This is a genomic window from Streptomyces sp. NPDC001231, assembly GCF_042896885.1.
Classification (GTDB): domain Bacteria; phylum Actinomycetota; class Actinomycetes; order Streptomycetales; family Streptomycetaceae; genus Streptomyces.
The window spans coordinates 1-25,789 of record NZ_JBIAXS010000031.1 but is presented as its reverse complement, the minus strand read 5'-3'; the positions used below and the strand labels follow the sequence as shown (position 1 = coordinate 25,789).

Genomic DNA, 25,789 nt, shown 5'->3' with positions numbered 1-25,789 from the left:
GACGACGCTCCGGGGGCTTCCCGGCAACGGCCCCCGGAGCGTCCGGTCAGAGGTGCTTCTCGGCGTGGTGTGGAGGATCGATCCGGGTCAAGCCGCCGGAGACCGGTGTGGAGCCGAGAGCGTCGTCGCCGTCCTGATGGCGCAGGACCCAGTCGTCGAGGTCGAGGGCCGTTTCCAGCGGTTCTCCGGCCATATGGGCGCGCAGGCAGCTCGTCTCGCCGGCTTCGGTGGAGCCGGTTCCCCCGGGGAGGAGCAGTTCCTCCCGGAAGCCGGTCTCGGCCATGGCGAAGCGCGCCCGGGCGGCTTGCGCTGACACACCCAGGACGTCGCCGATGAGCTGCCAGTCGGCGCCACCCACGCGCTCGAACACCGCGGCGGTCTCGAAGAACCGCCGCGCCGCCGCGAGCACTCGGGCGGCATCGGCCAGTACGGCACCCGGCGAACGGGTGGTCCCGTCGGTGTTCAGCTCCTGCTCGCCGATGGGAACCGCGGCCCGCGCGAGGTCGGCCAGTACGCAGGCGTCGTAGGCCATCACCAGCCTCGCTCGCGTCGCATCCGTGTACGGCACGGTGGCTCCCGTGTCGACTTCGCTCATGTCGGTCGGCCTCGGCTCCCAACGATCGGGGACGGTCATCGCAGGCTTCTCCACGTGGTCAGCCGCGCAGGAGATCGCGCAGGAAATACAGAGCGGTCATCACGACGGCGGTGGTGAGGATGACACCGCGCAGCAGCCGGGCGGGCAGACGGCGTGCCAGGTGGGCGCCGGCGAAGCCGCCGATCACCGTCCCGACCACGGTGACGGTGAGGGCAAGCGGAGCACTCGGTGCGTCCGAGGCCACGAGGAACAGCATGGTCGCGCCGAGATAGACGGCCGCGAGCTGCGCGATCCGCATCGGGTTGCTGTCCGCGGCGTCGAGACCGAGGCCGATGCCCCACAGGGCCATCATCATGATGCCTACGGCACCGCCGAAGTATCCGCCGTACACGGAGAGGAAGAACTGTCCGATCAGGACGGCCCGGGGACTCATGCCGGCCGATCTTCCCCGCACCGTGCTCACCACCCGGGAGATGCGGCGTCCGGAGGCGAGGACGACCGTGGCCAGGGCGAGCAGCCACGGCACCGCGGCGTCGAACGACGCGGCAGGCAGCGCCAGCAGCAGCCCGGCGCCGACTGCGCCGCCGACCACGCTGACCGCTGTCAGCGCCTTGGTCGACGTCGCCCCGATCGGCCTGAGTTCGCCCTGGTAGACCCATGCACTGGCCACGGCACCCGGTACGAGGGCGATCCGCGACAACGCGTTCGCCGTCACCGGCGGCAGGCCGAGCGCCACCAGAGCGGGCAGCGCCACGAACGTGCCCCCACCACCCATGGCGTTCAGCACTCCCGCGGCGACACCGGCGAGCAGGACAGGAAACAACTCCAGCACCCGCCGAGCATCGCCGCGCGACCGGTGCGTCCACAATGCGCAATCGGCGCAGCCGGCCTAAGTCTGGGACTTAGCCTGAGCCTAAGGTTGAGCCTTAGGCTGGGACGATGCGCTATGACCTGGACGACCTGCGGCTCTTTCTCCACATCGTGACCGAGGGGTCGATCACGGCGGGCGCCGAACGGATGCACCTGAGTCTTCCTTCGGCCAGCGCCAGGGTGCGCTCGCTGGAGCACCACGCCGGCGTGGCCTTGCTGATCCGCGGGCGACGGGGCGTACGGCCCACGCCGGCGGGGACGACGCTGGCACGCCACGCACGCGACGTGCTGGACCAGACCGCCCGGCTCGAAAGCGCCGTCGCCAGCTACACCCGGTCACCGACCGCTCCCCTGACCCTGTTGGCGGGCGGATCCGCGATGCATCGGCTCGTTCCCCAGGCCCTGGTCTCGTTCCTCCGCGCGCACCCGGACGTCGACGTCACGGTGTGCGAGAGCCGCACGCCGCAAACGGTGCGGCTGCTCGCCGACGGCGAGGCGGACCTGGGGGTCGTCGTCGACGACGAGGCCCGTGGCTGCGGCCTGCGCATGGAGCCCCTCGGTGACGACTCCCTCGTGGTGATCGGCCAGGCCGGAGGAATCATCGCAGGGCGGACCTCGCTGACCTACGGCGAGGTCGCCGAGCACCCGCTCGTCGGGCTCGACGCCGGCTCCTCGCTGCGCCGCTGGATCGAGAAGCACCTCGGGCCGCACGCTCCGGTGGCGCGCTACCGCACCACCGTCGCGGACCTCGGCGTCCTCGTCGCCCTCGCTGCCGCAGGCGTCGGGCTCGCCGTGGTACCGCGTCGCGCCATCGACCCCGACCAGCCACTCACCGTGTGCGAACTGCAGGATCCCTGGGCCCGCCGCCACCATCTGCTGGCCTGGGGCGTCAAGGACCGCGCCTCGTCGACGGCCACCGCGGCGCTCGCCGAACACCTGCGCAACGCGGCACTGTCCGAGGGGCGCGCCGAGGGCTACAGCCAGTGACCGATCAGCCGCAGCCGACCGCACCCGGAGTCGGGAGGCCGATCGCCCACGCCCGGCCGTCTGTGGCGGGAGGCGGTCTCGGACCGCCTGGTGCAAGCTGCGAGAGGAGGCAGCACATCGCCGTCCACGGTGGGGCGGCGGTGGCTGCGATCCGTGAAGGACGGTGATGAGCGTGAGGGATCCGAAGACCGGACCCATGAGAACCGCGGATCGGAGCGACACGTCGCCCGGCGCCGACGCCGAAGCCCCTTTGTCGGGATGCGCGGCTCTGGTGACCGGTGCGTCCAGCGGCATCGGTGCGGTGACCGCCTGGCAACTGGCCCGGCAGGGCGCGGCCGTTGCGGTCGTCGCCCGGCGTACGGGGCGGCTGGAGGAACTGGCCACGCGCATCCGTGACCAGGGCGGCTCGTGCGCCGTTCTCACCGCCGACCTGGGCGATCCGGGGCAGGCACGTCAGGTCGTCGAGGAAACCGTCGGTCGCTTCGCGCGGTTGGACGTGCTGGTGAACAACGCCGGTTACGTGGCCATGGGTCCCGTCGAGGAGGGTGACCCGGCGGAGTGGGAGCGGATGGTCGACCTCAACCTCAACGCCGTCCTGCAGATGTCACGGTCGGCGTTGCCGCATCTGCTGCGGGCGGCGGCGGGTGGGCCGCGTGGGACCGCCGATCTCGTGAACGTCAGCTCGGTCGCGGGCAGGGTGGCGCGGAGGAACAACGCCGTGTACTCGGCGACGAAGCACGCCGTGTGCGCGTTCAGCGAGGCCCTGCGCCAGGAAGTGACCGGAAGGGGTGTGCGGGTAGGGCTGATCGAACCGGGCTTGACCATGACCGAGATGGCGACCGGCGGCGGGCGCCTCGCCGCCCGTGACCTGCCGGAGGACGTCTGGCTGCGTGCCGAGGACATCGCCCGCGCCATCACGTTCATGATCACTCAGCCCGCGCACGCCGCGATCAACGAGATCATGGTGCGCCCGACGGCCCAGGAGCACTGACCGCCGCGCGGCGGATACCGATGCCGGCGCGACGGCCCCGCGCAACCGCAGGAGCATGCCGCCGCGGTTAGCCTGGCGACATGGAAGCAATCCTGGTCAGCGCGTGCCTGCGCGGGGTGCCGTGCCGGTTCGACGGGCATCACAAGGGGTCCTCGGAGGTCGAGTCGGCAGTGGCCGGCCGCGAAGTCGTCTCCTTCTGCCCGGAGGTCGCGGGCGGGCTCGCGACCCCGCGACGGCCCGCGGAACTGGTGGGCGGCGACGGGTACGACGTGCTCGACGGGACGGCTCGGGTCGTCGACGACACCGGGCGTGATGTGACGGCAGAATTCGTGCACGGAGCACGACGCGCCCTGGCGGCGGCGCGGAACGCCGGCTGCACCGAGGCTCTGTTGATGCCGCGCAGTCCCTCGTGCGGACGCGGTGCGGTCTACGACGGTTCGTTCGCCGGGCAGTTGACGCCGGGAGACGGGGTCACGGCGGCGCTGCTGGAGCGGAACGGGATCGCCGTACGGCCTGCACCAGGAGTGTGAAGTCTCCTGAGAGACGCATTCCGGATTCACGCATAGCGGTCGAAAAGGGCCTGGAGGTATTCCTCCAGCCGCCTGGTCAGCAGGGTGGGTTTCAGATCGGGACGGCTCGTCTCCCGCCAGGGGACAGCGACCTTCTCGGCGTCCGGGGCGAAGGCCAGGGCGTCCAACAGCCGCCAGTAGAGATGGGCGGCGCGGTCTTCGGCCGGCGTCCCGCCCGCCGCGCGGTAGCGGTCGGCGAAGTTCATGCCCGCCGTCACCCCGTGCAGCAGAGCGAGGGCCGTCGAGCAGTGGGCCACGTCCAGGTCGGCCGGCCCCCAGGAGGTCTCCACCCAGTCGACGACGCCGCTGATTCGCAGACCGTCGCCGTCGCCCGTGAAGAGGACGTTGCCGGGGTGGAAGTCCCGGTGCAGGAAGCAGGCCCGGTACTCCGGGGGCTCGCGGCGGATCACGTCAACGGCCCGTTGCCAGAGTTCAGGCCGATCGGTGTCTTCGGGCGGGCGCACTCGCTCGGGAGCGGTCCACGCCTGATAGGTGCGAGGCCGTGCCTCGGGGGTCACCGGCAGCCGGTGGATGCGCAGCAACTGGCGGGCCAGCAATTCGGCACGCCGATCGGCCCCCTCGTCGGTCAGGCGTACGGTCCCGGGCAACAGGGTCATCAGCAAGGAGGGGTGATCGCAGTACCGCGCTGTCGCGTCGACGGCCACCGGCCTGGCCGCAGGCACGTCCGTGCCGCCGAGCAGGCGCAGAACGGCTGCCTCGCGGGTCAGCAGGCCCTCCGCGTGCCGAACGAAGAAGGGCCTCACGAACGACCGCAGCACCAGCGAGCGCCGACCACCCGGCCCACAGATGTCGAGACGGCGCATCTCCGACGTCCAGCCGCCGCGCAACCGCGTGACTCCTTCGATGCGTTCGGCCTCGGACAGCCCCTTCTCCACCCAGGCGCGCGTCGCACCCCAGCCCTGGTCGTCAAGATCGGCACCCATGCGCTTGGCCCCCTCACCCGTAACCCCCGCGGCAGGCTACCGATTTCGTCGACGAACGCAGGATGGATGGACTATTTCCGGCTCCTGGACGGCCCGCCCGCGTGTCCGGTGATGTGAGAGGAGGGCCGGGCAGCCCGGCCCTCCTCCTCGGTTGTTCCGCCGGCGCCGCGGCAGGAAGGCGTCGGGGCGTGCGTCAGAAGTGTCCGCCGGGGAACGTCAGGAGCGCACCTTCTCCGGCTCGGTGGCCGGCTTGGGGCTGGTGGACGGGCCGGGCACCGGCAGCGGGCCGCTGGGCAGCAACGCGCCGCTGAGGACGGCGCCCAAGGCGAAGATGCCGGCGCACCACCAGAACACCCGGGTGTAGCCGTGGATCGTCGCCAGGTGGAGCAGCGCCGGCCCCGGCTTCCCCCGGGCGTGGCCGGTCAGGTAGTCGGTGGTGGCGCCGGCCGCGATCGTGTTGAGCAGCGCGGTGCCGATGGCGCCGCCGAGTTGCTGGCCGGTGTTGATGGCGGCCGAGGCGATGCCCGCGTCCTGCGGCAGTACCCCGGAGGTGCCGGTGCGCAGCACGGCGGCGAAGATCATGCCCATGCCGAGCCCGATCACCATGGTCGGCCCGAGGAGCGTCGAGGCGTAGTGGGAGTCCGGCCCGATCCGGGTCAGCCAGACCATACCGCCGGCGTTGATCAGCATGCCGGCGAAGACCAGCGGCCGCGGGCCGAAGCGCGGCATCAGCCGGATGTTGCCCACATTGCTCGCCACGGCCGTGACGGCCACCATCGGCAGCAGGGCGAGACCCGACTTGATCGCCGAGTATCCCAGGTCGGACTGCATGTAGTAGATGAGGAAGAGCAGCACGCCGAACATGCCGGCTCCGATGACCAGTGCGGCGATGTAGGAGCCGCCGCGGTTGCGGTCGAGCACGACCCGCGGGGGCAGCAGCGGGTGCTGGGCGCGACGCTGCCAGAAGGAGAACAGGACCACCAGCACACCGCCGGCCACGAGGAAGCCCCAGGTCGAGGGGGTGTGCCAGCTGTGCGTCGCCGCGTTGGAGAAGCCGTAGACCAGGCAGAGCATGCCGCCGGACACCACGACGACGCCGGGGACGTCCATCCGGGCGCCCGTGCGCGGCTGCCGGGTGAGCAGCGAGGAGCCGACGATCAGCGAGAAGGCGGCGAAGACCAGATTGACGTACATGCACCAGCGCCAGTTCAGGGCGGAGGTCAGCGCGCCGCCGATGAGCAGGCCCAGGCCGCCGCCGCTGGCCGCGACCGCGCTGAAGACGCCGAACGCCTTGCCGCGCTCCTTCGGGTCGGTGAACGTGGTGGCCAGCAGTGACAGGGCGGTGGGCGCCAGCAGTGCGGCGAAGATGCCCTGGCAGGCGCGGGCGGCCACCAGCATGGCGAAACTGTTCGCGGCGCCGCCGACCGCGGAGGCGGCCGCGAAGCCGGCCAGGCCGGCGACGAACGTCTCCTTGCGCCCGATGAGGTCGGCCAGCCGGCCGCTGAACAGCAGCAGACTGCCGTAGCTCAGCGCGTACGCCGTCACGACCCACTGCTTGTCCGCGTCCGAGAAGCGCAGCGAGGTCTGCGCCGACGGCAGCGCCAGGTTCATCACCGTGGCGTCGAGGGTCAGCATGAGGTAGGCGGTGCAGATGACGGCGAGGACCATCCACCGCCGTGAGTCCCCGGCCGCAGGTACGGCGCTGGGTGTGGACATGAGGTGTCTCCTACTCGCATGGGGAGGAATTCAGGCTCAGTCCGTATGACAGGCCGCGGCCGCCGGATGTGACGGAACGTCCGCCAAGGCCACGGCCCGGACAGCGCCGACGTCGGCGAGCTCCCGCACGGCCGCCCGGCAACAGTCCGCGGCGGCACCCGAGCGGCTGACCCGCCGCGGCGGCGGGCCGCTGCGGACCGCGCCCCTCCCGCGGCAGGAAAACGTGCCGCGGCGGTTCAGCACAGAACGATGTCGAGGCCGGTGAGGTCGGCCCGGACGTCGATGCCGGTGATCAGGTCGTCGGCGACGCCGAAGCGGTACACGGCCCGCGGCACGCCGTCCGGGGCGTAGGCCAGTGCGGCGGAGCCGTCGACGAGGGCGGGCACCGGGTCCCAGGAGAGCTTGGCGAAGGCGCGGGCGACGGCGTCGGAGCCGCGGATCTCCGCTGCCGCGTCCCTCCCCATGGCCCCGGCCATCCGCACGACCGTCCGGTCGGAGCGGAGCACGATGTCCGGGGCGAGCATGGCCAGCAGCGCCTCGAAGTCGCCCTCGCGGGAAGCGGTGAGGAAAGCGCGGATGAGATCGGCCTTGCCGGCCTGGTAGGTGTCGGCGCCCTCGCCCTGTCCCCGCTCGGCCTTCGGACCTGCGCCCGTTGCGCCCGGGTCGCCGCCCTGCCGCTGGATGCGGCGGCGGGCACGGCTGGCCAGTTGGCGGGCAGCGGCCGGAGTACGGTCCACGATCGGCGCGATCTCCTCGAAGGGCACCGCGAACATGTCGTGCAGCACGAACGCCAGCCGCTCGGCGGGCGTGAGCGTGTCGAGGATGAGGAGCATGGCGGTGCCGACCGACTCGGCGAGCAGCGCCTCCCATTCCGGGTCGACCGGCGTGTCCAGGCTGGGCGGGCCGCCGGTCTCGGGGGCGTCCACCAGTTCCTCGCGGCGCGACTTGCGGGACTGGAGCATGTTCAACGACACGCGGGCCACGATGGTGGTCAGCCAGCCGCTCATGTTCTCCACCGCGGCGGCGTCCGAGCGGCTTGCCCGGAGCCAGGTCTCCTGGACGGCGTCGTCCGCCTCGGCCGACGAGCCGAGCATCCGGTACGCCACCGCGCGCAGTCGGGGGCGGTCGGTCTCGAATCGAGCCGCCAGCCAGTCGTGTTCGCGCATCGGGTCACACTCTCCCCACGGGTGCCTCGGACGTCTGACGGGCCGGAGCCCACCCATGTGACGCCCGAGGACCGGAAACTGTGACGTGCCCGGGACGGCCGTGCTCGCCCGGCGGCATGAGAGTGCGTCAGCCTCGCTCCGGTCCGGGCGCCTGATCGGATCGGATCGCAGCGGTCGGATGCGGCCGGGATGCCTCTGCCAGGGTTGATGTCGAAAGGAGGCCCCGTGATCTCAGCACTGAACCGGCTTGCCGATCTCGTCGAGGAACACCTCGCCGAGGAGCTCGACGTCCACGGACTGGCCAGGACACTCGGCACGACCGAGTACCACCTGCGCCGGATGTTCTCGTCGTTGGCCGGCATGCCGCTGTCGGAGTACGTGCGCCGGCGCCGTATGACCGTCGCCGCCGCCGACGTCGTCCGGGGCGAGGACGATCTGCTGAGCATCGCCGTCCGGCACGGATACGGATCGACCGAGGCGTTCGGACGCGCGTTCCGGGCGGTCCACGGCGCCGCCCCCCGTGACGTGCGCCGCGAAGGAGGCCCCCTGCGCACTCAACCACAACTCAGGTTCCGCCTGACCGTCGAAGGGAACATCCCCATGGACACCCGCCTCGTCGACCGCCCCGCGTTCCGGCTGGTCGGACACGCCGCCCGGGTCCCGCTCATCCACCAGGGCGTCAACGCGCACATCGAGCGGCACATCACCGCACTGCCGCCGCAGGAGCATCTCCGGCTGAAGGCCCTCAGCGGGACCGAACCGGGGGGCCTGCTCCAGGTCTGCGACGATCTGGCCCCCGACGGCGCGGAGGGCAGCGAACTGACCTACCTGCACGGGGTCGCCGTCTCCCGGGACACGGCGGCCCCCGACGACCTCGACGCCATCGAGGTACCGGCCGGCAGGTGGGCGATCTTCCGCAGCTCCGGACCGTATCCGAGGACGCTCCAGACGACCTGGGCCGCGACCGCGACCGAGTGGTTCCCCTCCAACCCGTGGCGTCTGCGGCCAGGTCCCTCGATCGTCACGGTCATCGAGCGCGCGGACGACTTCAGCACCGCGACCTGCGAGCTGTGGCTGCCCGTCGAACCGGCGTGACGGATCTCCCGTACTACGGGCGGCGGCCGCACGATGGAGTGTTGCGTGTCGCCGGCAGTGGTCCTCACTGCCCCATGACGTACTTGACGGTCGGTCCGGTGGTCCAGCCGCCGTCCACCGCCAGCTCCGCGCCCGTGACGTAGGACGCGGCGTCCGAGAGCAGGAACACCACGGCGCCCGCGATCTCGGACGGCTCGCCGACCCGGCCCATGGGCGTGTTCGGGTACTTGCCCTCACCCGGCTCGATGCCGACGGATGCGGTCATCGGGGTGTAGGTCATGCCGGGGTGCACCGAGTTCACCCGGATGCGGGCCGTGCCCAGTTCCACCGCGCCGATCTTCGTCAGTCCCCGCACACCCCACTTGGAGGCGCCGTAGCCGGCCGTCAGCGCGAGGCCCATCAGACCCGCGGCGGAGGAGATGTTGACGATCGAACCGCCACCGTTCTCCTTCATCGCGGGGATCACGGTCTTCATGCCGATGAAGACACCGGTGAGGTTGATGTCGAGCACCTTGCGAAAGTGCTCCACGGACTCGGCCTCGAGGAGCCGGCCGGTCGAGATTCCGGCGTTGTTGACGAGGCCGTGGATCCCGCCGAACTCGGCGACCGTGAAGTCGGCGACCCGCTGCCAGCCCTCCTCAGAGGTGACGTCGTGGTGCAGGAAGCGGGCGTTGGCGCCGAGTTCGGCGGCGGTGGCCTTGCCTTCGTCGTCAAGCACATCGGTGATCACCACATTGGCTCCGGCCGCGATCGCCTGACGGGCCGCTTCGGCCCCGAGGCCGCGGGCTCCGCCGGTGATGATCACTCTCTTGCCGGTCAGGGCGTTCATGGTGCGCTCCTTCGTTGTTGTCATCCGTGCGGTGTGGACGTCGGTGAAAAGGGGCCGCGGCGGAAGGGGCCGCGGCCTCCCCGGGATCGGCGGCGGACAGCGCCGTCCTCGGGTGCCGCAGCCGTACGTCCTCAGCCGGCGGCGCCGAGCCGCCGCCGGGCCGTCCTCAGAAGTGGGTGCCGCCGTCGATGCGGACCTCGGTGCCGGTGATGAAGCTGCCGTCGTCGGAGCCGAGCATCGCGACCACGGACGCCACCGTCTCCGGACCGGCGAAACCCTGGCCGAGCGCCGGGGAGAGCTTCATGAACAGGCTCATGTCGGCATCCTCCGGCAGCCCCGGTCCCGTGCTCTGCTTGCTGGCGCCGCTGCCGTCGGTCATGCCGGAGGAGATGGAGCCGGGCTGGACTGCGGTGAAGCGGATGCCCTGCTTCGCGTACTCGCCGGCCAGCGCGTGCGTCATGGACTGGACGCCCCCCTTGCTCGCCGCGTACGCGGCCATGTAGGGGTGCGCGAACAGGGCGGAGGTCGAACTGAAGTTGACGACCGCCGCGCCCCGGCCCTCCAGCAGCGCCGGGATGGACTCGCGGATCATGAGGAAGGTGCCGACGAGGTTGACCTGGAGGACGCGGGTGAAGTCCTCGAGGCTCGTCTCGTGGGTGTGCGAGGAGCGCAGGATCCCGGCCGCGTTGACCAGCACGTCCAGACCGCCGAGCGCGTTGACGGCAGCGGAGACCCCGGCACGTACCGAGGCCTCGTCGGATATGTCGATGACGAGCGTCGTGAGGCGGTCCGCGTGGGCGCCGGCCTTCTTGACGGTGTCGTTCAGACCTCGCTCGCTGACGTCCGCGGCCACGACGGTGCCGCCCTCCGCGAGGATGCGCAGCACGGTGGCCTGGCCGATGCCCGAGCCACCACCGGTGATCAGGGCTCGACGGCCTTCGTAGCGGTTCATCTGTTCTCCAAACCGGCCCCGCGGCTGTCCGGCCAGGGCCCTGTGACGCCGGCTCTCTCTCGCCTTCGGCGTCCTCGATCACCTACACGTTACGCCTAGGTGGCACGTTTTGCCACTACGTCAATGCATGCCAAAAGCATGCCGCGGACCGTATCCTTGTGCGGTGAGCACTCATGCCTCTCCCTCCTTGACCGAGCGCCGCAAGGCCGCCACACAGCTCGAGATCGCGCACGCGGCGATGGAGCTGTTCGCCACGCGAGGCCCGCAGGGCACGACAGCCGAGGAGATCGCTCGGCGCGCGGGGATCGCACTGCGCACCTTCTACCGGTATTTCCGCTCCAAGGAAGACGCCGTGAGCCCGCTGCTCGCGAACGGCGGCGACCGCTGGCGGGCGCTCCTCGAGGCCACGGAGCCGGGGACGCCACTCCCCCGGGCGCTGAAGTCCGCCGTCGAGCAGGCGCTGCTCCCGCCGGACGAGGAGGCCGTCCAGGCGCTGCTGCGCACGCGTGGGCTGCTGCGGGCCGCGGCCGAGGACCCCGCGCTGCGGGCGGTCTGGTACCGGGTCAACCAGGAATCCGAGGAGCGGCTCGTCCCGGTGATCGCCCGGCTCTCGGGCGGGCACGTCGAGGACTTGGAGGTACGGCTCACCGCGGCCGCCGCGACCGACGCGATCCGGATCGCCCTGGAGTCATGGGCGGGCACGGAGGCCGGAGTCGAGGGACCCGGTTCCCCCGCCGACCTCGCGGTCCGGTGCCTGTGCCAATTCGGCCACACGGCAGGATCGTCGGCGTCCGGGGACGAGATCGCTCGGTAACGAGTTCGCGCCTGGTCGGCGGCGAGTGCCGCGGCCACCTCGACCGTTGCGGCACTCACACCCCGGCCGTGAACAACGCCACGGCCGAAAGCCCCGGCGCGGCGCGTAAAGGAAGCGTTCAGGGAATCGGTGGCACGGTCTGGCCACATGACCTACGAAGCCTCCGAAACCACTGCGACACCGGCGGTCGGCCTCGGCCACCGGATGCGCTGGAACAAGGTGCCCGAAGTCACCGTCTACTTCTGGATCATCAAGGTGCTGTGCACGACGGTCGGTGAGACCGCGGCTGACCTGCTGAACGAGAAGGCCGGCCTCGGTCTGACCGGTGTGTCGGTTCTGATGAGCGCCCTGCTGGCCGTGGTGCTGGTGGCGCAGTTCCGCACCCGCGCCTACCGCCCGGCCGTGTACTGGCTCGCCGTGGCCCTGATCAGCGTCGTCGGCACGCTGATAAGCGACAACCTCACCGACAACATGGGAGTGCCGCTGGAGACGAGCACCACGGTGTTCGCCGTCGCGCTCGCGGTCGTGTTCGTCGTCTGGTACCGACGTGAGCGGACCCTGTCCATCCACCACGTCGACACCCTGAGCCGTGAGTCCTTCTACTGGCTGGCCGTGCTCTTCACCTTCGCCCTCGGCACCTCCGCCGGCGACCTCGTCTCGGAGCGGATGAATCTCGGCTACTGGCTCTCCGCCGCGCTGTTCGCCCTCGCGATCGCCGCGGTCGCCGTGGCTCACTTCGCGCTCGGCCTGAACGCCGTGTGGAGTTTCTGGATCGCTTACATCCTGACCCGTCCGCTGGGTGCCTCGATCGGCGACTTCCTCTCCCAGCCGAGCGCGGACGGCGGTCTCGGACTCGGCACCGTCGTGACCAGCGTGCTCTTCCTGCTGGTCATCCTCGGTCTGGTGGTCTACCTGTCGGCGACGCGCAGGGACGTGATCGATCCGGAGCGGAATGCGCGACAGATGACCGCCTGAAAACGACAGAGCGGGGCGTTCAGGTTGTTTTCATGATGTTCCTGCCATCGTGGGGGCGCCGGCCGTTTCCGCGCGGTCGGCGCCCCCTGACAAGGCGCTCGTCCCTCCGGCACGGGCGCCCCACTGCTGGACGGACAGGAGCATCGGACGATGGAGCGACCCGAAGTCCTCACCGGCCTCGACGTCGCGGGCACGCACCGCCCGGCGGCCGGTACGGCGAAGTCTGTGATGAAGAAACTGCCCGAGGTCACCCTCGCGTTCTGGATCATGAAGATCGCGGCGACCACCCTGGGGGAGACGGCCGGGGACCTCTTCGCGCAGACCCTGAAGCTGGGCTACTTCCTCACCACGATCGCCCTGTTCCTGGTCTTCGTGGTGACCCTGGTCGTCCAGCTGGGAGCACGCCGCTACAACCCGTTCTTCTACTGGACCGTGATCCTGTCGACCAGCATGGCCGGCACCACGATGTCCGACTTCATGAACCGCGACGCCAGCGCGAAGTACCTTTCGGGCGGTGCCACGTCGCTCGGCTGGGGGCCGCAGGGCCTCGGACTCGGATACCCGGCGGGCGCGGCGATCCTCATCTCGGTCCTGCTGGTCATCTTCGCCGTGTGGAAGCGGTCCGGGATGACGTTCCAGATCCGCGACATCGTCACCTTTCGCGGTGAGGCGTTGTTCTGGTCGGCGATCCTCGTCTCCAACACGCTCGGCACCTCGACGGGCGACTTTCTCTCGGACAGCTCCGGACTCGGCTACGCCGGTGGCGCACTGCTCGTCACCGGCGCCCTGGCCGTCCTGGTGGCGCTGATGCAGGTGCCCGCGGTGCCGAACGTGCTTCTGTTCTGGATCGCGTTCGTCCTCACCCGCCCGCTGGGCGCCACCGCGGGGGACTTCCTCACCAAGCCGGCCGCCAAGGGCGGTCTGGACCTGGGCACGGTGGGTTCGTCGGCGGTGCTGCTGGCGATCCTGTTCGGACTGATGGCCGTCGCCCAGGTGCGCGAGCGCAGGACCACCGCCTCGGCGACCGAGGCGGAAGCGGTCAGCCGGTCGGCACGCTGACCGTGAACCGCGCCCCGGGCACGTGTTCGGGGTCGTGGGACACCTCGCCGCCGACGGCACGGGCAAGGCGCCGGGCCAGCGGCAGTCCCAGTCCCGCGCCGTCGTGCCCGTCGGCACGGTCGGCGCGCCGTCCGGGCTGGAAGAGCTCGGCCAAGAAGGCCGCGGGTACGCCGGGGCCGTCGTCGATGACGTCGATGCGTACGGCCCCGGGTCCGCGACGCACGACGACGGTCACGCTGGAGTGCGCGTACCGAGCGGCATTGGCCAGCAGCGGACTGACGATCCGCTCCAGCAGGGCCGGTGCGATCCCCGCCTTCGGGTCCGGATCAGCCGACTCGACGGTGGCCCTCATGCCCTGCGGTGTTCCGAGCTGATGGATCAGGCCGCGCAGAACGGGCACGACGTCCACGGTGCCGGGGACCTCCGAGGGATTCACGGCGTCTTCGCGGGCCTCGTTCAGCAGGGTGTCGCAGATGGTGCGCATGGACTGCGCAGCCTCGTCCATCACCTCATGGGTGGCTCGGGTCTCGGCGGCCGAGCGTGGCCGGGACCGCCACCAGTCGAGCTCGATGATGATGCGGCTGAGCGGGGTGCGCAGTTCGTGGGAAAGCTCTGCGGTGAGCTGTCGCTCGTGGCGCAGCACCGCGCGTATGCGGTCCAGCAGCGCGTCCAGCGAGGCACCGAGCCGGGCGAGTTCGGCGGGCCGCTCCGCGACGCCGAAGCGGTCGTCGGAGGCCACGGCGCTCCACTGGGTGGCCTGGTCGGTCATCGTGCGCACCGGACGCAGCGCTCTGCCGACGGCCAGGCGCGTCAGCACGTAGGTGCACGCGAGCATGACGGCGTCCAGGGTCAGTGACGCCAGCAGCAGGGTGTCGGCCGAACTTCGGTAGGGGGCGAGGTTCAGCGCGGTGACCACAATGGCGGCGGCGTGGCGGCCGGGTACGGGCTGGGAGCACAGCCGGACGTTCTCGGCGGGAACGGTCGCGCAGGCGCGCCTTCCCACGGCCGCGAGGTGTACGGCGGCCCTGGTCAGGGCGCTGTGGGCCGTGGTGGCGGGCGGCTGTTCGAGCAGCCGTGCCCCGGCGTAGATCCACACGTTCGTGTCGAGCAGCTGGTCGTTGGTGGTTTCCACGACGCGCACCCGGGGGCCACTGGTGTCGACGGTCGTGGCGACGGCGGCGGCCCGGGTCCGCAGCTCGTCGTCCGCCTGGTGCTGGAGGTGCCGGCTCGTCGCGACGTTGAACGCCACGGTCAGGACGGTCATCAGGAGCGCGGCGGTGGTCAGGGCCACGAGCGAGAGCCGGCCGCGCAGCGTGCGCGGAGCCAGACGGCGCAGCAGCCGTTTCATGACAGCCGGTGTCCGATCCCGCGGGCCGTACCGATGGTCAGGCCGCTGCCGGCCGTCCGCAGCTTGCGCCGCAACCGGGTCAGGTACTGGTCCAGGGTGTTGTCGCTGACCTGTGCGCCCGCCGGCCAGGCCGCCCGGACCAGGTCACGACGGCGGACGATGCCTCCGCCCGCGGCCACCAGGGCGGCCAGCAGGCGGAACTCGGTCGGGGACATGGCGACGTCGGCGCCGCGCACGGTCACGCTGTGCTCGACCGCGTCCAGGACCAGCTCTCCGACCGTGGCGGGGGGTGGCGGCCCGGCGCGTTTGAGGGCCGCGCGCAGCCGGGCGACGAGCTCGGCGAGGTGGAACGGTTTGGGCAGGTAGTCGTCGCCTCCGGCGGAGAACCCGGCCAGCCGGTCGGTGAGCTGGTGGCGCGCGGTGAGGAAGACGATCGGGGCGCGGAACCCGTTGGCGCGCATCGCCTGGCACACGTCCCGGCCGTCCGCGTCGGGCAGCCCGATGTCGAGGACGGCGGCGCAGACGTCCTCCGAGACCAGGCGCAGGGCGGTGGCGCCGTCGGCGGCGCAGACGGGGTCGAAGTCCTCGTCGGACAGGCTGCGGCGCAGGACGTCACGCAGGGCGTGGTCGTCCTCGACGACCAGGATCTTGCGGCGCATGCTCCTCCGTTCTCCGGTGCCCTTTTCCTTCTGGTCGGCCTGGCATGCGCCACGGCCGACTACAACCTCGTAGACGGTCTACCGCACTGTAGACGACGAGGGGCGGCAAGGCCGCTGGAGGCCACCCGTGGTCACGGAGCGCGTCGACGTCGTGACGGTGCCGGTCGCGGGTGTCGAGGGCGTGGGGCAGGGGCCCCAGGGCGGAGTGCCGGAGGAGCGACGGCCGGGTCGCAGGAGGGGAGCCTGGACTCCGGGGCGGCAGGTGTGCGGCCGCCGTTTGCCACCCGCCTGGTCGAAGGCGTCTTGCCACCCGGCTGGTGGGAAGCGTCGCCCGCGGGGCCTGGCCCGCCGGCCGGTCGGAGTCACTTGATGACGGCGACGGCGATCAGCGCGGCGAGGGCGCCGAGTCCGTCGAGGATTGCGGCACCTGTGGCGATCCTCACGCCGGCGGGCTGCGCCTCCCGCCGGACCGGCCTCCCGGCCGCACCCCGGATCAGCCGGTGGCCCTCGACGGACGAGAAGGTGTACTGCTCGGAGTCGGGGCCGCAGCCGTCCGAGGCCCGGTACGAGGTGACGTACACGCTCCGACCGACGGACACCGTCCTGCCCAGCCGCACTCCGCCCAGGCCCGCCTCGTACTCGACGGTGCGGACGACATCCGTCAGCGTGAAGACCTTCTTCTCCGGACGCGGCGCGACGCGGTGGGTGTGCACCTGGGTGATCCGGCGGCGGGTCGGCAGCGCCCGCCACTCGCGCCTCCGGAATGGCCGGCAGGACGACGAACGTGATCGGTTACTGCCGGCGGCGGCAGTTCTCACTCGTGGGGTACGACGGCCAGCGGGCAACGGACGTGATGGACGGCGGCGTGGGTGACGGGGCCGACGCGCGGAACCGTCGGCCGCTCGGACAGGCGGCGGCCGACGACGAGGAGGCTCGCCGCGGAGGCGGCCCGCACCAGCACGGTGGAGGCCTTGCCCTCCACAACGGTCTCCAGGACCTCGGTGTCGGGGTACTTGTCACGCCACACCCTCAGCAGAGCGGACAGGAAGTTCCGCCATTCCTCGGCCTGCGCGGGATCGTTGATCAGACCGATGTCCCCAGGGCCGAGGCTGATCGCGGAAGGCGGCTGCCAGGCGTACACGACCCGCAGCCGGGCGTGCCGGAGGCGGGCCGCCTCGAACGCGAACTTGATCACCTCGTCGCAGGCATCGGCGAGGTCGATGCCGAGCACCACGTCACGGAAGCCGGTGCCGGTGGACGGGCCGCCGTCGTCGGCCGGGAAGTGCTCGTCCTCGGCCTCCTCCCCCGCCCGTACGAGCACCACGGGGCGCGGGGCCGTGGCGATCACCCCCTGGGCGACCGAGCCGACGAGGACTCCCGTGAAGCCGCTGAGGCCTCGCGAGCCCAGCACCAGCAGTTCGGCCTGCTCGGTGGCCTTCAGCAAGGCCGCGGTCGCCGGGCCTTCGACCTGCTCGTCGGTGAGTTGCACGTCGGGTACGGAGCCACGGATGTGCTCCTCGGCCAGCCGCAAGGTGCGACGCGCCAGGTGCTGCTGCGCGGTGTTCGCGGGTTCGCTCTCCGTCTGCCTGCGGGTCCAGTTCCTGGCATGCACCATGCGCAGCGGTCGGTCGCGACGCACCGCCTCACGGGCGGCCCACTCGACGGCGGCGAGACTCTCGGCAGATCCGTCCACTCCGACGATGACGGGCGACAGCATGGTGCGCACCTCCTGCGCTCGGTCTGCTCGTTACTGTCAGTGTCTTCCCACGATCACTCGGTGGATATGGGCCGCAAGGACTCCCGCAGGCCCATTCGGCCCCTAAGCCGGTCCTGAAGGGGACGGCAGGACAGGAGGCGTGAGGCCGGGTTGCTCCTGCCCCCGAGAGGCGGATCGTCGTGAACTGTGTCACCATCACCTGCGCCGACGGGACGGGACTCGATCGTGCGGTCGTCGACTGGGCGACGCGCGAGGCGTCGCTGCGCGGTCTGCCGCTCGAGGTGGTGCACGGCTCACCGCCCGGCGACCTGAGCGCCGCGGCGATGCTCGTGCTGGGCCTGTCCACGGCGGAGGACGACACCGCCGGCCCAGCACAGCTCGCCCTTGTGCCGGCCTCCGCCTGCCCGGTGGTGCTGGTACCCGATCACACCCCATACTTCAGCCGCCATGGCCGCAGCGTGTCGGCCAGGAGTTGAACCTCGTGGTCCTCCCGGGCGCCGGCGAGAGCCAGTTCTCCTCGGTTCCGGTCCGTTCAACGAATATCGCGACGCAGAGGAGTGCAGGTGTCAACGGACCGTCAGTCCATGAACCTTGAGGCCTGCACGGCCCGCCTCCTCTGGCACATCGCCGCCCTGCCGGCCGGTGTCCCCTACGAGCAGCAGCAGTTCCACGCCCTGATGACCGAGAACGGGGTCCTGCCCGTGTCCCCGCAGGAGGCGGCCGAAACGGCCGCGCGCCTCCGGGCGGCCATTGCCGCCCGGGGCGTGCTTCGTATGCCGGAGGCACCCGGAAGCGTGTGACCACGCCGACCGAGGTGAGCGTCAGTCGTGGGCGACCACGGCGACGGGGGCGGCGGCGTGGTGCAGGACCGCGTGGGTCACGGGGCCGAGGCGGGCACCGAAGGTGGCCCGGCGGATACGCCGGCCCACGACGACCAGGGATGCCTCGTGGGAGGCCTCGATCAGGAGGAGCGAGGGGCTGCCGAAGTGGGGCTGTTCGACGACCTCCACACCGGGGAACTTCTGCCGCCAGGGGCGCAGCACCTCGGTCACGGCGGCGGCGTCGGCCTTCGCCATCTCCCGCTCGACCGCGGGTTCCAGGCCCATGCCGTAGGCGTAGTAGGGCGGCGGGTTCCAGCCGTGCACGACGCGCAGCGGCGCGTTCCGGCGCGCGGCGGCGTCGAAGGCGAACGCGAGCAGCGCCTCGTCGGGGCCGGCGGCGTCGAGCCCGAGGACGACGGGGCGGATGGCGGCCGCGGTGGACGGCTTGCCGGCCTCGTCCGTGTCGGGCTCGGCGGTGGTCTGCTCGCCGGTGGTCTGCTCGCCGGCGCGGACCAGGACGACGGGCCGCTCGGTGGACGCCACCGCCGCGAGCCCGACCGAGCCGACCAGGAAGCCGCGGATCCCGCCCAGGCCACGCGAGCCGAGGACGAGCAGTTCGGCGTCCCGCGCCGCGCGGGCGAGGGCCTCGGCGGGCTTTCCTGTGACGTGTTCGGTGGTCACCTCGACGCCGGGATGGCGCGACCGGAGTTCTTCGGCGGCCTCGCGCAGCACTCTCTCGGTCCAGTGCTGGTGGGTGTCGGCGCCCAGCAGCTGCGCCAGGGCGATGGGCTCCGGCACCGGCTCCCAGACCTGGAGGAGCTTCACCGGCAGTCCGCGCAGTTGCGCCTCTCGGGCCGCCCACTCGGCGGCGGCGCGGCTCTCGGGCGAACCGTCGAGACCCACGGTGATGGTGCGGGGCATGATCTCCACCTTCCAGTGTCGTGTTCAGTGTTCAGGGAGTTCTGCGAGGCAGGGGGCCGCGGTTGAGTTCTGCGAGGCAGGGGGCCGCGGTCCTGCGGCGGAGCCGAAGATCCGTGCGGGGCTTGGCGCGACGGCCCGCGTCGCGGGACCGTCGCGCTGTGGGGTGGTCGCGTTGTGGTGCGGTCGCACCGTGGGTGTTTCAGCGCAGCCAGGTGTGGTCGCGGACGATCGGCAGCCGCGCCCACGGACGGCCCAGGCCCCAGGTGGTGCCCGCGCCCGCTGCCGCCACGGCGACCAGGGCGACGGCGTAGATCAGGTGGTAGTCGGCGAACGGGTTCGTCGACATGCTGGGGGCTCCGTTCGACAGATGCCTGGCCGGTGGCCACTCGGCGATCCACATCAGCGCCATCATCGCCGTGCCCGCCACGGCGGCCGGCCGCAGCGCCACACCGGTCATGACGGCCACACCGATGGCGAGCAGGCCCAGCATGAACAGCCAGTCCGCCCACGTCTGGCCGGCCCACGAGTGGAACGTCGACTCCATCGGCCCGACGGAGACGGAGCTGAGGAAGCCCTTCGTCGGCGATCCTCCGTCGATCCAGCCCTTGCCGGACGCGGTCGCGTAACCGAAGCCGAAGACCTTGTCCAGGAACGCCCACAGGAAGACGAAACCGGTCAGGATGCGAAGGGATGCGAGGGCGTACGCCTGAGCGGCGGTGTGCGTGTCGAGCTGTGCCGACGCGGCGGACGCGGAGGCGGAACGGTTACGTCGGAAGGCCGGCAGGTGGATGCCCGGGCTCCGGTGCTGGTGCTCGTCCACGGCCATGGCAGTGATCCCTTCGCGAGTGTCCGGTCCTGGTCCTTGCACTCCTCACTCTTGTCGCGGACGCCGCGCGCCGCCCGGTGCCGAAAGGCCACGACCGTTGGGCTGAAGGTCCCTTCCTGCGGGGCCAGTTGGTCGAGCACGCCACAAAGGCCCACGTGGGCCGCTTTACGCGATGGGCGAATTCGCTCGGCGGACCGGTCTCACGGTCACGACTGGTTCATCGAGGCCCTGAGCGTCCGGGCGTGCCGGCCGGCGGATGACGCATCTCGCGGGAGCGGGCAAGGCCCTCCGCGGATGGTTGCGGCATGTCCGGGAGGTGGGCGACCAGATCGAGGTGGTGCAGCGTCCACTCCAGGACGTACGCGGAGAGGTGGTCGCCGGCGGTGAGGACCTCGCCGCGGGTCCTGACTCCCAGGCGCGGGTCGGCGCGTTCGGCGGCGCGGCCGACGGCGGAACCGACTTCGTCGAGGCGGAACTTCAGCAGCCACGGCTCCTCGTACGCTGCGGCCGGCCGGACGATCAGCGCGTCGAGCGGGTCGTCGCCGGTCGGCGGTGTTTCCGCGACGTTCCAGTAGGTGACCGGGTCACGGGTCGGTTCCGTCCCGGCCGGGGTCACGAGGGTGATCAGGACGTCCTGTGCGTCGATGATCAAGTGGCACACCAGGTCCCGTACGAGCCGGCCGGCACAGCCGGGCGCCTGGTCGAAGTCCCCGTCCGGCAGCTCGGCGACCGCTGTGCGCAACGCTGCCCACGACCGTGAGAAGAGATCCACGTCGGCACGGTGGTGCGGGGCCGGAACGACGGACAGGACGACCGGCATCCACGTGATCACGTACTGCTAGTCTGGCGATCTTCTGTAACCGGACAGTCACCGTACGAATGGAGTCAGTGGGCGGTGCGTTCAGCGCCGCCGGGGTTGGGGGACACATGCGCGAACTGCGCCCGTTGCAGGTACTGGGGCTCTCCGCGACGGCGGAGGCCGTCTATCTCGTGCTCGTGGAACAGGGTCCGCAGACCTGGATCGAGCTCACCGAGCGGCCACCGCTGGTCGGGGCGCCTCTCGAAAGCCTCCAGTACGCGGTGACCGAACTCGGCGACATCGGTCTGGTCTCGCGCACGCGCGACAGGCTGACCGCCCAGCCACCTCGCGCGATGCTGGAGGCCGTCGCCGAGCGACGCGCCCGCGAGGCCCGGATCGCCTACGAGAGCGCGACGGTGCTGTCGCGGTTCTGGCTCGACCACACCGCGGGATCGAGCTATGTCGAGGTCGTCGACACCTCCGGCAGACCCGAGGCGGTTCAACAGCGGGTCCACAGCGAGGCGTTGGCGGAGGTGCGCGCCCTGTCGATAGGACCCGTGGGCGGAGGCGATCGGGTGCCGGAGGTCGGGCCCGGAACGTTGGACGCGCTGGACCGCGGGATCGCCTACCGGGTGGTGTACAGCGCCAACATCCTCCAGGACCCCAAGGCGCTGGAGGTGGCGCACACGTGTGTCGACCGCGGGGAGCAGGCACGGGTCTTCCCCGACGTCGCACTGAACCTCCTGCTCTGCGACGACCGCTTCGCCGTGGTGTCCGTCACCGCGCCGGACCGCACCGGACACCACAGCGTCGTCGTCCAGCCGTCGGGTCTGCTGGACGGGTTGATCGGCGTCTTCGAGTCGTACTGGCGGATAGCCGTTCCGCTCCCGCCGGCCCGTGAGGTCGTCGGGAGCGAGGCCAGTCCGATGAACGAGAGCCGCCAGCTCCTGAGTTACCTCAGTGCCGGGCTGACCGACGAGTCGATCGCCCGTGAGCTGGGGGTGAGTGAGCGGACCGTCGCCCGGCGCATCGCCCGCCTGCAGGAGATGCTCGGCGCCAAGACCCGGTTCCAGCTCGGTGTCCAGGCCAGCCGCCGCGGCTGGCTGTGAACCGCGCCCCCGGTCGGACCCGTGCACTTGGCGCGCGGGGCGGGCCGGTGTCCGACCCGGCCCGCCCCGCGCGGGTCTTCAGCCGCTCAGGCGGTCAACGCCGCTCCGTCGGACCGCAGTCGTCAGCCGGCGTCCGGCTTGACCAGGTCGGGGAGCTTGGCCTCGAACAGTTCGTCCAGCTTGAGCGAGGGCAGGATGTGCCCCTGGTTCGGCGCGGCGTTGGCCACGTCCGCCGCCCAACTGGAGGAGGCAAGCCGCTGGTTCGGCGTGCCGTGGTGGCCCGAGCTGGTGAAGCTGCAGTCGCCGACCTGGTAGAACGACTTCTCGGACTTGAGGAGCCGGGCGGCGTTCAGTGCCTCGCCACGGGCGTGGGTCAGGTAGTACGTGCCGAACGCGTCGGCCATGAGCTCGGTTCGGCGGGTGGCCTCCGGGCCCGCCAGGTCGCTCTCGAAGAGGTTGTTCTGGTACTGCACGTGGTGGCCGAACTCGTGGCCCACGATGGCCCGAGGCGCGACATCGCCCAGGCCCACCTCGGTCATGCCCTGGATGATGCCGTCACCCATGATGATCCGGTCCGAGATGCCGAGGGGATCCGGATCGTCCACCTCGCTGTAGGCGAAGGCGTTGAACGTGAAGATCGGGTTCGCGCCGCCCTGGAGTACGGGTTCCGAGTCGACCAGCTCGATGAACAGCTCGGCCAGGTCGAGGTTGTCCTCGGCCGTCCCGCCGTACAGTACGGAGAGCGTGCGCGCGAGCCGGTCGGGGCTGGAGAAGACATCGGCCCCGTGCATGGGAATCAGCTCGATGCCCGCCGAGTCGATGTCCCAGAAGCGCTTGAGGTTCTTCATCTCGGCGGTGAGCTTCTGGGTGTACTCGCCGTTGACGCCGAAGGTGTTCGCCTTCGACTCCGAGCCGAAGATCAGCGCGTCGTAGGTCGGGAAGTCGAAGCCGCCGAAGAGCTGGAGGATCAAGAGGGTGAACGGGTCCTCGACGCCGTTGAGGAGGGTGTTGGCGTACGTCGTCAGTTCGGTGCGCTGGCACTGGTAGTCGCCGGGATTGATCGCACTGTCGCGGATCTCGCTCCACTGCGACTCGCTCAGGCCGTACTTGGCACGGGCCGCGTCGACGCGGGACTCCCAGTCGGCGGGCAGCTTGGCCAGAATCCGGTCGACGAGTGCCTTGGTCTGCGGGGCCATTGCCGAGGTGTCGACGGCCGACTGCAGCGACCGGCTCGCGACGCTCGTGGTCCCGGTCGTATCGGCGGCGTGCGCGGGAAGCGCCATGCCAAAAGCACAGGTCGCGGCGATCGCCATGCTCGCCGCCACGGAGAGGGCCTTCTTCACGGGGACTCCTTTCGAGGGTGCCTGGTAGGCATCCGCGGGCGTCGCCCAGTCTGTAAGCCCAACTACCCATAGTTGAACGGTCGTTTACTGTCTGAAACCGGCATGTCTGGAACCCGACAACTCACCGTCCGTCGGTGCGGCCCGTATTGCGTATGCGGGCGAACGAGGTGTCCAGGCCCCTCTTCAGCGCACCTGCCAGGGGACGCTCCACGCAAGCGTGGACCAGGTAGCTCAGCACCAGGAAGCAGGCGAGCAGCGAGGCGACCAGCAGCCGGGCGTCCATCGTGTCCCGCAGGCGGTTGATCAGCGTCGTACCGGCCGCGTAGTGCATCAGGTAGAGCGGGTAGGTCAGGCTCCCGGCCGTGACCAGCCACCTCCAGCGGACGCGGTCGGTCATACCGAGGGCGATGGCGATCATGACGAGCAGGAACACGGTGTAGAGGAGCACGGCACCCCGCCAGCTGGAGACGTGCTCGACCTCGTCGATGCGCTGCCCCAGCTCCCGCTGGCCCATGAGCCACGACATGGCGAGGATTCCCCACAGGAGCAGGTCCTGGCCGAAGCGGTGCATGAGGTAGAGCGCGAGGCCGGCGATGAAGTACCAGGCGGCGTCGGGGACGGCGAGCAGATCGAGGAGGGGGAACGAGGCCACCGGCGCGAGCATCGCGGCGGCTCCCCACACGCAGCAGAAGACGACGACCTTGCGGTATGTCAGTCCGGTGACCACCACCAGCAGAAAGAGCAGGTAGAAGCGGAGTTCCGCCCACAGGGTCCAGTACACGCCGTCCACGTTCCCCACGCCCGAGCCGGACTGCAGCATCGTGAAGTTGAGCAGGACGTCACGCGGCCGCAGACGCTCCCAGACGCCCGGCAGGGCCGCCAGCACGGCCGTCGTGAACACGATCGCGAACCAGTACGCCGGGTAGAGCCGGATCACACGCGAGACGAAGAACTGGCGAGGGGTTCGGCCCCAGCACGACATGCAGATCACGAAGCCGCTGATCACGAAGAAGATCTCGACGCCGATCCAGCCGTACGTCGCGAAGTGGAACACCGTCGGCATGATGTCGGAGACCGGGCGGTCCCATATCAGGTTGCCCGGCTGGTCGACCCGGTTTGTGCCCGCGAAGTGGTGCACGGCGACCATCAGGGCGGCGATCAGACGGATGCCGTCGATGGCGTACAAGCGGGGGCGGGCCCGTCCGGAGGTGGCGGGCCCGCGCGGCAGGTCGGGCCGGGGCAGTCGGCCGGTCCCGGCCGCAGTCCCCGGTACAGGTATGGACAATGTGCCCTGCGCATCACGCATCGGAACCCGTCCCTCCTCACGAAGAGTCACGGCTGGACGATCAAGGACGCCTCAACGTTACGGACCTCCCGGCCGCCCCCTGCCACAAAAGTGCCGGGGGTCAGCCGAAGTTGCCGCGATGCTCACTGGGCCGACCCGAAGGGTTCTCCAAGACTTCAGGCGCCGCCCATCGGCCCCCGAGCACCCAGGTCAGGAGCTCTGCCCGGTCGGCAGCGGGATGCGGTCCAGGAACCAGTACAGGCTGATCGTCACAATGGCCACCGTCACCGTGACCGCCACCCAGCGGGCCGCGGGCGTCCGGCGGGCCAGGGTCAGCAAGGGGAAGAGGACGGCGATGAGGAGCAGTTGGGCGGCCTCGATGCCGAGGTTGAAGCTCAGCAGCGACAGCAGCAGCCCCCACGATCCCGGCTCGCGGACGTCGAGCGCCCCGGCGAAGCCCAGCTGTGTACCCCTGTGAACACCTGCTTGACGAACTCATTGCAGAAAGCCCTCCGTGGCCCCCACGGTCGGGTCGTGCTCGGGCAGCACGCGGTATCCCGCATGGCGGCGTCCCGGTTGACGTGCTTCCCGGCCTAAAGTCCAGGGATTCCGGCCTGGGTCGTCTGACCCTTCCGGGGGCTTCCTGCTTCAACGCGCTGTGCCGGGACTTTCGCCCTGGTCTTACCGGCGCTCCACGAGGCGTTTAGCGTCTCCGCCCGTCCGGCGGCGACGATACGGCGTCCTTCGAAGAGGACGTTGCGGGCTGCGTTGTGGTCGCGGTCGTGCACCGTGCCGCACGCGCGGCACGTCCACTGCCGCACGTGCAGGGGCTTGGGCCCGTCCCTAAATCCGCAGGCCGAGCAGACCTGAGAGGACGGGAAGGCCCGGTCCACCTTGGCGAAGGTGCGGCCGTGCTTGACTGCCTTGTACTCCAGCATGCCGACGAACGCGGACCATCCCGCGTCGTGCACGGACTTGGCGAGCCGGGTGCGGCCGAGGCCGGACACCGCGAGGTCTTCCACGTACACCGCTTGGTTGTCGCGAATGATCTGCGTGGATGCCTTGTGGTGCCAGTCCCGGCGCCGGTCCGCCACCCTGGCATGCTGGCGTGCGACCTTGATGCGGGCCTTGGCCCGGTTCTTCGATCCCTTCACCTTGCGGGACAACTCCCGCTGAAGACGCTTGAGCTTCTTCTCCGCCCGCCGCAGGAAGCGGGGGCTGCCGATCTTGCTGCCGTCGGACAGGACCGCGAAGGCGGACAGGCCCAGGTCGATCCCGGTATCGGATTCCAGACCGGGGAGGATGTCGGGCTCGGTGTCCACGACGAAGCTGAGGAAGTACCGGCCGGAGCTGTCCTTGGTGACGGTCAGGGACGTGGGCGCGGCCGGCAGCCGGCGGG

At 70.8% G+C, this 25,789-nt stretch carries 28 protein-coding genes; 10 read left to right on the top strand and 18 right to left on the bottom strand.

Annotated features, from left to right (window positions below; genetic code table 11):
* Positions 1–46: 46 nt before the first annotated feature.
* Positions 47–595 carry a hypothetical protein gene (locus ACFY3J_RS30930; protein WP_390842206.1) on the bottom strand — a complete coding sequence of 183 codons (549 nt, stop codon included), beginning with the start codon at positions 593–595 and terminating at the stop codon, positions 47–49.
* Between the two features lie 58 nt (positions 596–653).
* A complete protein-coding gene (locus tag ACFY3J_RS30925; RefSeq protein WP_390842205.1) occupies positions 654–1,427 on the bottom strand; it encodes a sulfite exporter TauE/SafE family protein in 774 nt (257 codons plus the stop codon).
* Between the two features lie 107 nt (positions 1,428–1,534).
* On the opposite strand from ACFY3J_RS30925, the gene ACFY3J_RS30920 reads away from it, so the two are divergent.
* The 3 genes from ACFY3J_RS30920 to ACFY3J_RS30910 all read left to right on the top strand — a co-directional run bounded on the left by ACFY3J_RS30920 (position 1,535) and on the right by ACFY3J_RS30910 (position 3,973).
* Positions 1,535–2,452 (top strand): LysR family transcriptional regulator, encoded by a 918-nt coding sequence (locus ACFY3J_RS30920; RefSeq protein WP_390842204.1) that lies wholly within the window; start codon positions 1,535–1,537, stop codon positions 2,450–2,452.
* Positions 2,453–2,723: 271 nt separating this feature from the next.
* A complete protein-coding gene (locus ACFY3J_RS30915; RefSeq protein ID WP_384178432.1) occupies positions 2,724–3,443 on the top strand; it encodes an SDR family oxidoreductase in 720 nt (239 codons plus the stop codon).
* A gap of 80 nt (positions 3,444–3,523) precedes the next feature.
* On the top strand, positions 3,524–3,973 hold the full coding sequence (locus tag ACFY3J_RS30910; protein ID WP_384178429.1) for a DUF523 domain-containing protein: 450 nt from the start codon (positions 3,524–3,526) through the stop codon (positions 3,971–3,973).
* A gap of 26 nt (positions 3,974–3,999) precedes the next feature.
* Here ACFY3J_RS30910 and ACFY3J_RS30905 read toward each other — a convergent pair whose 3' ends face one another.
* The 3 genes from ACFY3J_RS30905 to ACFY3J_RS30895 all read right to left on the bottom strand — a co-directional run bounded on the left by ACFY3J_RS30905 (position 4,000) and on the right by ACFY3J_RS30895 (position 7,838).
* On the bottom strand, positions 4,000–4,956 hold the full coding sequence (locus ACFY3J_RS30905; RefSeq protein WP_390842203.1) for a phosphotransferase family protein: 957 nt from the start codon (positions 4,954–4,956) through the stop codon (positions 4,000–4,002).
* 216 nt (positions 4,957–5,172) lie between these two features.
* Positions 5,173–6,672 carry an MFS transporter gene (locus tag ACFY3J_RS30900; protein ID WP_390842202.1) on the bottom strand — a complete coding sequence of 500 codons (1,500 nt, stop codon included), beginning with the start codon at positions 6,670–6,672 and terminating at the stop codon, positions 5,173–5,175.
* 236 nt (positions 6,673–6,908) lie between these two features.
* Positions 6,909–7,838, bottom strand: a complete 930-nt coding sequence (locus ACFY3J_RS30895; protein ID WP_390842201.1) for a sigma-70 family RNA polymerase sigma factor — start codon at positions 7,836–7,838, stop codon at positions 6,909–6,911.
* 225 nt (positions 7,839–8,063) lie between these two features.
* Between ACFY3J_RS30895 and ACFY3J_RS30890 the strand changes: the two genes are divergently transcribed.
* The gene (locus ACFY3J_RS30890; protein WP_390842200.1) at positions 8,064–8,933 is read left to right on the top strand and encodes a GyrI-like domain-containing protein; all 870 of its coding nucleotides are present in this window, start codon (positions 8,064–8,066) and stop codon (positions 8,931–8,933) included.
* 64 nt (positions 8,934–8,997) lie between these two features.
* Here ACFY3J_RS30890 and ACFY3J_RS30885 read toward each other — a convergent pair whose 3' ends face one another.
* Positions 8,998–9,762, bottom strand: a complete 765-nt coding sequence (locus tag ACFY3J_RS30885) for a glucose 1-dehydrogenase (protein ID WP_390842199.1) — start codon at positions 9,760–9,762, stop codon at positions 8,998–9,000.
* A gap of 166 nt (positions 9,763–9,928) precedes the next feature.
* Positions 9,929–10,714: an SDR family NAD(P)-dependent oxidoreductase gene (locus ACFY3J_RS30880; RefSeq protein WP_390842198.1), complete on the bottom strand. Its 786-nt coding sequence runs from the start codon at positions 10,712–10,714 to the stop codon at positions 9,929–9,931.
* 127 nt (positions 10,715–10,841) lie between these two features.
* Here ACFY3J_RS30880 and ACFY3J_RS30875 point away from each other — a divergent pair, with 127 nt between their 5' ends.
* From ACFY3J_RS30875 to ACFY3J_RS30865, 3 genes are all read left to right on the top strand, one after another.
* Positions 10,842–11,528, top strand: a complete 687-nt coding sequence (locus ACFY3J_RS30875) for a TetR family transcriptional regulator (RefSeq protein ID WP_390842197.1) — start codon at positions 10,842–10,844, stop codon at positions 11,526–11,528.
* A gap of 147 nt (positions 11,529–11,675) precedes the next feature.
* Complete coding sequence (locus ACFY3J_RS30870; RefSeq protein WP_384178408.1) at positions 11,676–12,503, top strand: hypothetical protein; 828 nt, start codon at positions 11,676–11,678, stop codon at positions 12,501–12,503.
* Positions 12,504–12,653: 150 nt separating this feature from the next.
* The gene (locus ACFY3J_RS30865) at positions 12,654–13,562 is read left to right on the top strand and encodes a hypothetical protein (RefSeq protein ID WP_384178405.1); all 909 of its coding nucleotides are present in this window, start codon (positions 12,654–12,656) and stop codon (positions 13,560–13,562) included.
* Here the strand turns inward: ACFY3J_RS30865 and ACFY3J_RS30860 are convergent.
* The 4 genes from ACFY3J_RS30860 to ACFY3J_RS30845 form a co-directional block, all read right to left on the bottom strand.
* Positions 13,543–14,910 carry a sensor histidine kinase gene (locus ACFY3J_RS30860; protein WP_390842196.1) on the bottom strand — a complete coding sequence of 456 codons (1,368 nt, stop codon included), beginning with the start codon at positions 14,908–14,910 and terminating at the stop codon, positions 13,543–13,545. The genes ACFY3J_RS30865 and ACFY3J_RS30860 overlap by 20 nt on opposite strands.
* Positions 14,907–15,569: a response regulator transcription factor gene (locus ACFY3J_RS30855; RefSeq protein ID WP_384178399.1), complete on the bottom strand. Its 663-nt coding sequence runs from the start codon at positions 15,567–15,569 to the stop codon at positions 14,907–14,909. The genes ACFY3J_RS30860 and ACFY3J_RS30855 overlap by 4 nt, the downstream gene beginning before the upstream one ends.
* Before the next feature lie 362 nt (positions 15,570–15,931).
* Positions 15,932–16,282: a hypothetical protein gene (locus ACFY3J_RS30850; protein ID WP_384178397.1), complete on the bottom strand. Its 351-nt coding sequence runs from the start codon at positions 16,280–16,282 to the stop codon at positions 15,932–15,934.
* A 101-nt stretch (positions 16,283–16,383) separates the two neighbouring features.
* Entirely contained in the window at positions 16,384–17,286 is a 903-nt protein-coding gene (locus ACFY3J_RS30845) for a universal stress protein (protein WP_384178394.1), read from the bottom strand.
* A gap of 179 nt (positions 17,287–17,465) precedes the next feature.
* Here ACFY3J_RS30845 and ACFY3J_RS30840 point away from each other — a divergent pair, with 179 nt between their 5' ends.
* Together ACFY3J_RS30840 and ACFY3J_RS30835 are read left to right on the top strand one after the other, a co-directional pair.
* Entirely contained in the window at positions 17,466–17,762 is a 297-nt protein-coding gene (locus ACFY3J_RS30840) for a hypothetical protein (RefSeq protein ID WP_390842195.1), read from the top strand.
* 108 nt (positions 17,763–17,870) lie between these two features.
* On the top strand, positions 17,871–18,086 hold the full coding sequence (locus ACFY3J_RS30835; RefSeq protein WP_390842194.1) for a hypothetical protein: 216 nt from the start codon (positions 17,871–17,873) through the stop codon (positions 18,084–18,086).
* 21 nt (positions 18,087–18,107) lie between these two features.
* On the opposite strand, the gene ACFY3J_RS30830 is transcribed toward ACFY3J_RS30835, so the two are convergent.
* The 3 genes from ACFY3J_RS30830 to ACFY3J_RS30820 all read right to left on the bottom strand — a co-directional run bounded on the left by ACFY3J_RS30830 (position 18,108) and on the right by ACFY3J_RS30820 (position 20,626).
* A complete protein-coding gene (locus ACFY3J_RS30830) occupies positions 18,108–19,028 on the bottom strand; it encodes a universal stress protein (protein WP_384178385.1) in 921 nt (306 codons plus the stop codon).
* Between the two features lie 199 nt (positions 19,029–19,227).
* Positions 19,228–19,854 carry a hypothetical protein gene (locus ACFY3J_RS30825; protein WP_384178382.1) on the bottom strand — a complete coding sequence of 209 codons (627 nt, stop codon included), beginning with the start codon at positions 19,852–19,854 and terminating at the stop codon, positions 19,228–19,230.
* Positions 19,855–20,071: 217 nt separating this feature from the next.
* The gene (locus ACFY3J_RS30820; protein ID WP_384178655.1) at positions 20,072–20,626 is read right to left on the bottom strand and encodes a maleylpyruvate isomerase N-terminal domain-containing protein; all 555 of its coding nucleotides are present in this window, start codon (positions 20,624–20,626) and stop codon (positions 20,072–20,074) included.
* Between the two features lie 155 nt (positions 20,627–20,781).
* On the opposite strand from ACFY3J_RS30820, the gene ACFY3J_RS30815 reads away from it, so the two are divergent.
* Positions 20,782–21,762: a LuxR C-terminal-related transcriptional regulator gene (locus ACFY3J_RS30815; protein ID WP_390842193.1), complete on the top strand. Its 981-nt coding sequence runs from the start codon at positions 20,782–20,784 to the stop codon at positions 21,760–21,762.
* A gap of 122 nt (positions 21,763–21,884) precedes the next feature.
* Here the strand turns inward: ACFY3J_RS30815 and ACFY3J_RS30810 are convergent, their stop codons facing one another.
* The 4 genes from ACFY3J_RS30810 to ACFY3J_RS30795 form a co-directional block, all read right to left on the bottom strand.
* Positions 21,885–23,105, bottom strand: coding sequence for a hypothetical protein (locus ACFY3J_RS30810; protein WP_384178376.1), 1,221 nt, complete (start codon positions 23,103–23,105; stop codon positions 21,885–21,887).
* A 121-nt stretch (positions 23,106–23,226) separates the two neighbouring features.
* The gene (locus tag ACFY3J_RS30805) at positions 23,227–24,411 is read right to left on the bottom strand and encodes an acyltransferase family protein (RefSeq protein ID WP_390842192.1); all 1,185 of its coding nucleotides are present in this window, start codon (positions 24,409–24,411) and stop codon (positions 23,227–23,229) included.
* Between the two features lie 189 nt (positions 24,412–24,600).
* On the bottom strand, positions 24,601–24,852 hold the full coding sequence (locus tag ACFY3J_RS30800) for a HupE/UreJ family protein (protein ID WP_390842239.1): 252 nt from the start codon (positions 24,850–24,852) through the stop codon (positions 24,601–24,603).
* A gap of 131 nt (positions 24,853–24,983) precedes the next feature.
* Positions 24,984–25,789: RNA-guided endonuclease TnpB family protein (locus ACFY3J_RS30795; protein WP_390842191.1), on the bottom strand; the 806-nt coding region annotated here is incomplete at its 5' end.

Excerpts from the sequence above, each read along its gene's own strand:
- ACFY3J_RS30930 (WP_390842206.1), bottom strand. The coding sequence starts at position 595 with ATGAGCGAAGTCGACACGGGAGCCACCGTGCCGTACACGGATGCGACG.
- ACFY3J_RS30805 (WP_390842192.1), bottom strand. The coding sequence starts at position 24,411 with ATGCGTGATGCGCAGGGCACATTGTCCATACCTGTACCGGGGACTGCG.
- ACFY3J_RS30905 (WP_390842203.1), bottom strand. The coding sequence starts at position 4,956 with ATGGGTGCCGATCTTGACGACCAGGGCTGGGGTGCGACGCGCGCCTGG.
- ACFY3J_RS30825 (WP_384178382.1), bottom strand. The coding sequence starts at position 19,854 with ATGGCCGTGGACGAGCACCAGCACCGGAGCCCGGGCATCCACCTGCCG.
- ACFY3J_RS30855 (WP_384178399.1), bottom strand. The coding sequence starts at position 15,569 with ATGCGCCGCAAGATCCTGGTCGTCGAGGACGACCACGCCCTGCGTGAC.
- ACFY3J_RS30920 (WP_390842204.1), top strand. The coding sequence starts at position 1,535 with ATGCGCTATGACCTGGACGACCTGCGGCTCTTTCTCCACATCGTGACC.
- ACFY3J_RS30880 (WP_390842198.1), bottom strand. The coding sequence starts at position 10,714 with ATGAACCGCTACGAAGGCCGTCGAGCCCTGATCACCGGTGGTGGCTCG.
- ACFY3J_RS30815 (WP_390842193.1), top strand. The coding sequence starts at position 20,782 with ATGCGCGAACTGCGCCCGTTGCAGGTACTGGGGCTCTCCGCGACGGCG.
- ACFY3J_RS30830 (WP_384178385.1), bottom strand. The coding sequence starts at position 19,028 with ATGCCCCGCACCATCACCGTGGGTCTCGACGGTTCGCCCGAGAGCCGC.
- ACFY3J_RS30865 (WP_384178405.1), top strand. The coding sequence starts at position 12,654 with ATGGAGCGACCCGAAGTCCTCACCGGCCTCGACGTCGCGGGCACGCAC.
- ACFY3J_RS30845 (WP_384178394.1), bottom strand. The coding sequence starts at position 17,286 with ATGCTGTCGCCCGTCATCGTCGGAGTGGACGGATCTGCCGAGAGTCTC.
- ACFY3J_RS30875 (WP_390842197.1), top strand. The coding sequence starts at position 10,842 with ATGCCAAAAGCATGCCGCGGACCGTATCCTTGTGCGGTGAGCACTCAT.
- ACFY3J_RS30885 (WP_390842199.1), bottom strand. The coding sequence starts at position 9,762 with ATGAACGCCCTGACCGGCAAGAGAGTGATCATCACCGGCGGAGCCCGC.
- ACFY3J_RS30895 (WP_390842201.1), bottom strand. The coding sequence starts at position 7,838 with ATGCGCGAACACGACTGGCTGGCGGCTCGATTCGAGACCGACCGCCCC.
- ACFY3J_RS30835 (WP_390842194.1), top strand. The coding sequence starts at position 17,871 with ATGAACCTTGAGGCCTGCACGGCCCGCCTCCTCTGGCACATCGCCGCC.
- ACFY3J_RS30870 (WP_384178408.1), top strand. The coding sequence starts at position 11,676 with ATGACCTACGAAGCCTCCGAAACCACTGCGACACCGGCGGTCGGCCTC.
- ACFY3J_RS30860 (WP_390842196.1), bottom strand. The coding sequence starts at position 14,910 with ATGAAACGGCTGCTGCGCCGTCTGGCTCCGCGCACGCTGCGCGGCCGG.
- ACFY3J_RS30900 (WP_390842202.1), bottom strand. The coding sequence starts at position 6,672 with ATGTCCACACCCAGCGCCGTACCTGCGGCCGGGGACTCACGGCGGTGG.
- ACFY3J_RS30910 (WP_384178429.1), top strand. The coding sequence starts at position 3,524 with ATGGAAGCAATCCTGGTCAGCGCGTGCCTGCGCGGGGTGCCGTGCCGG.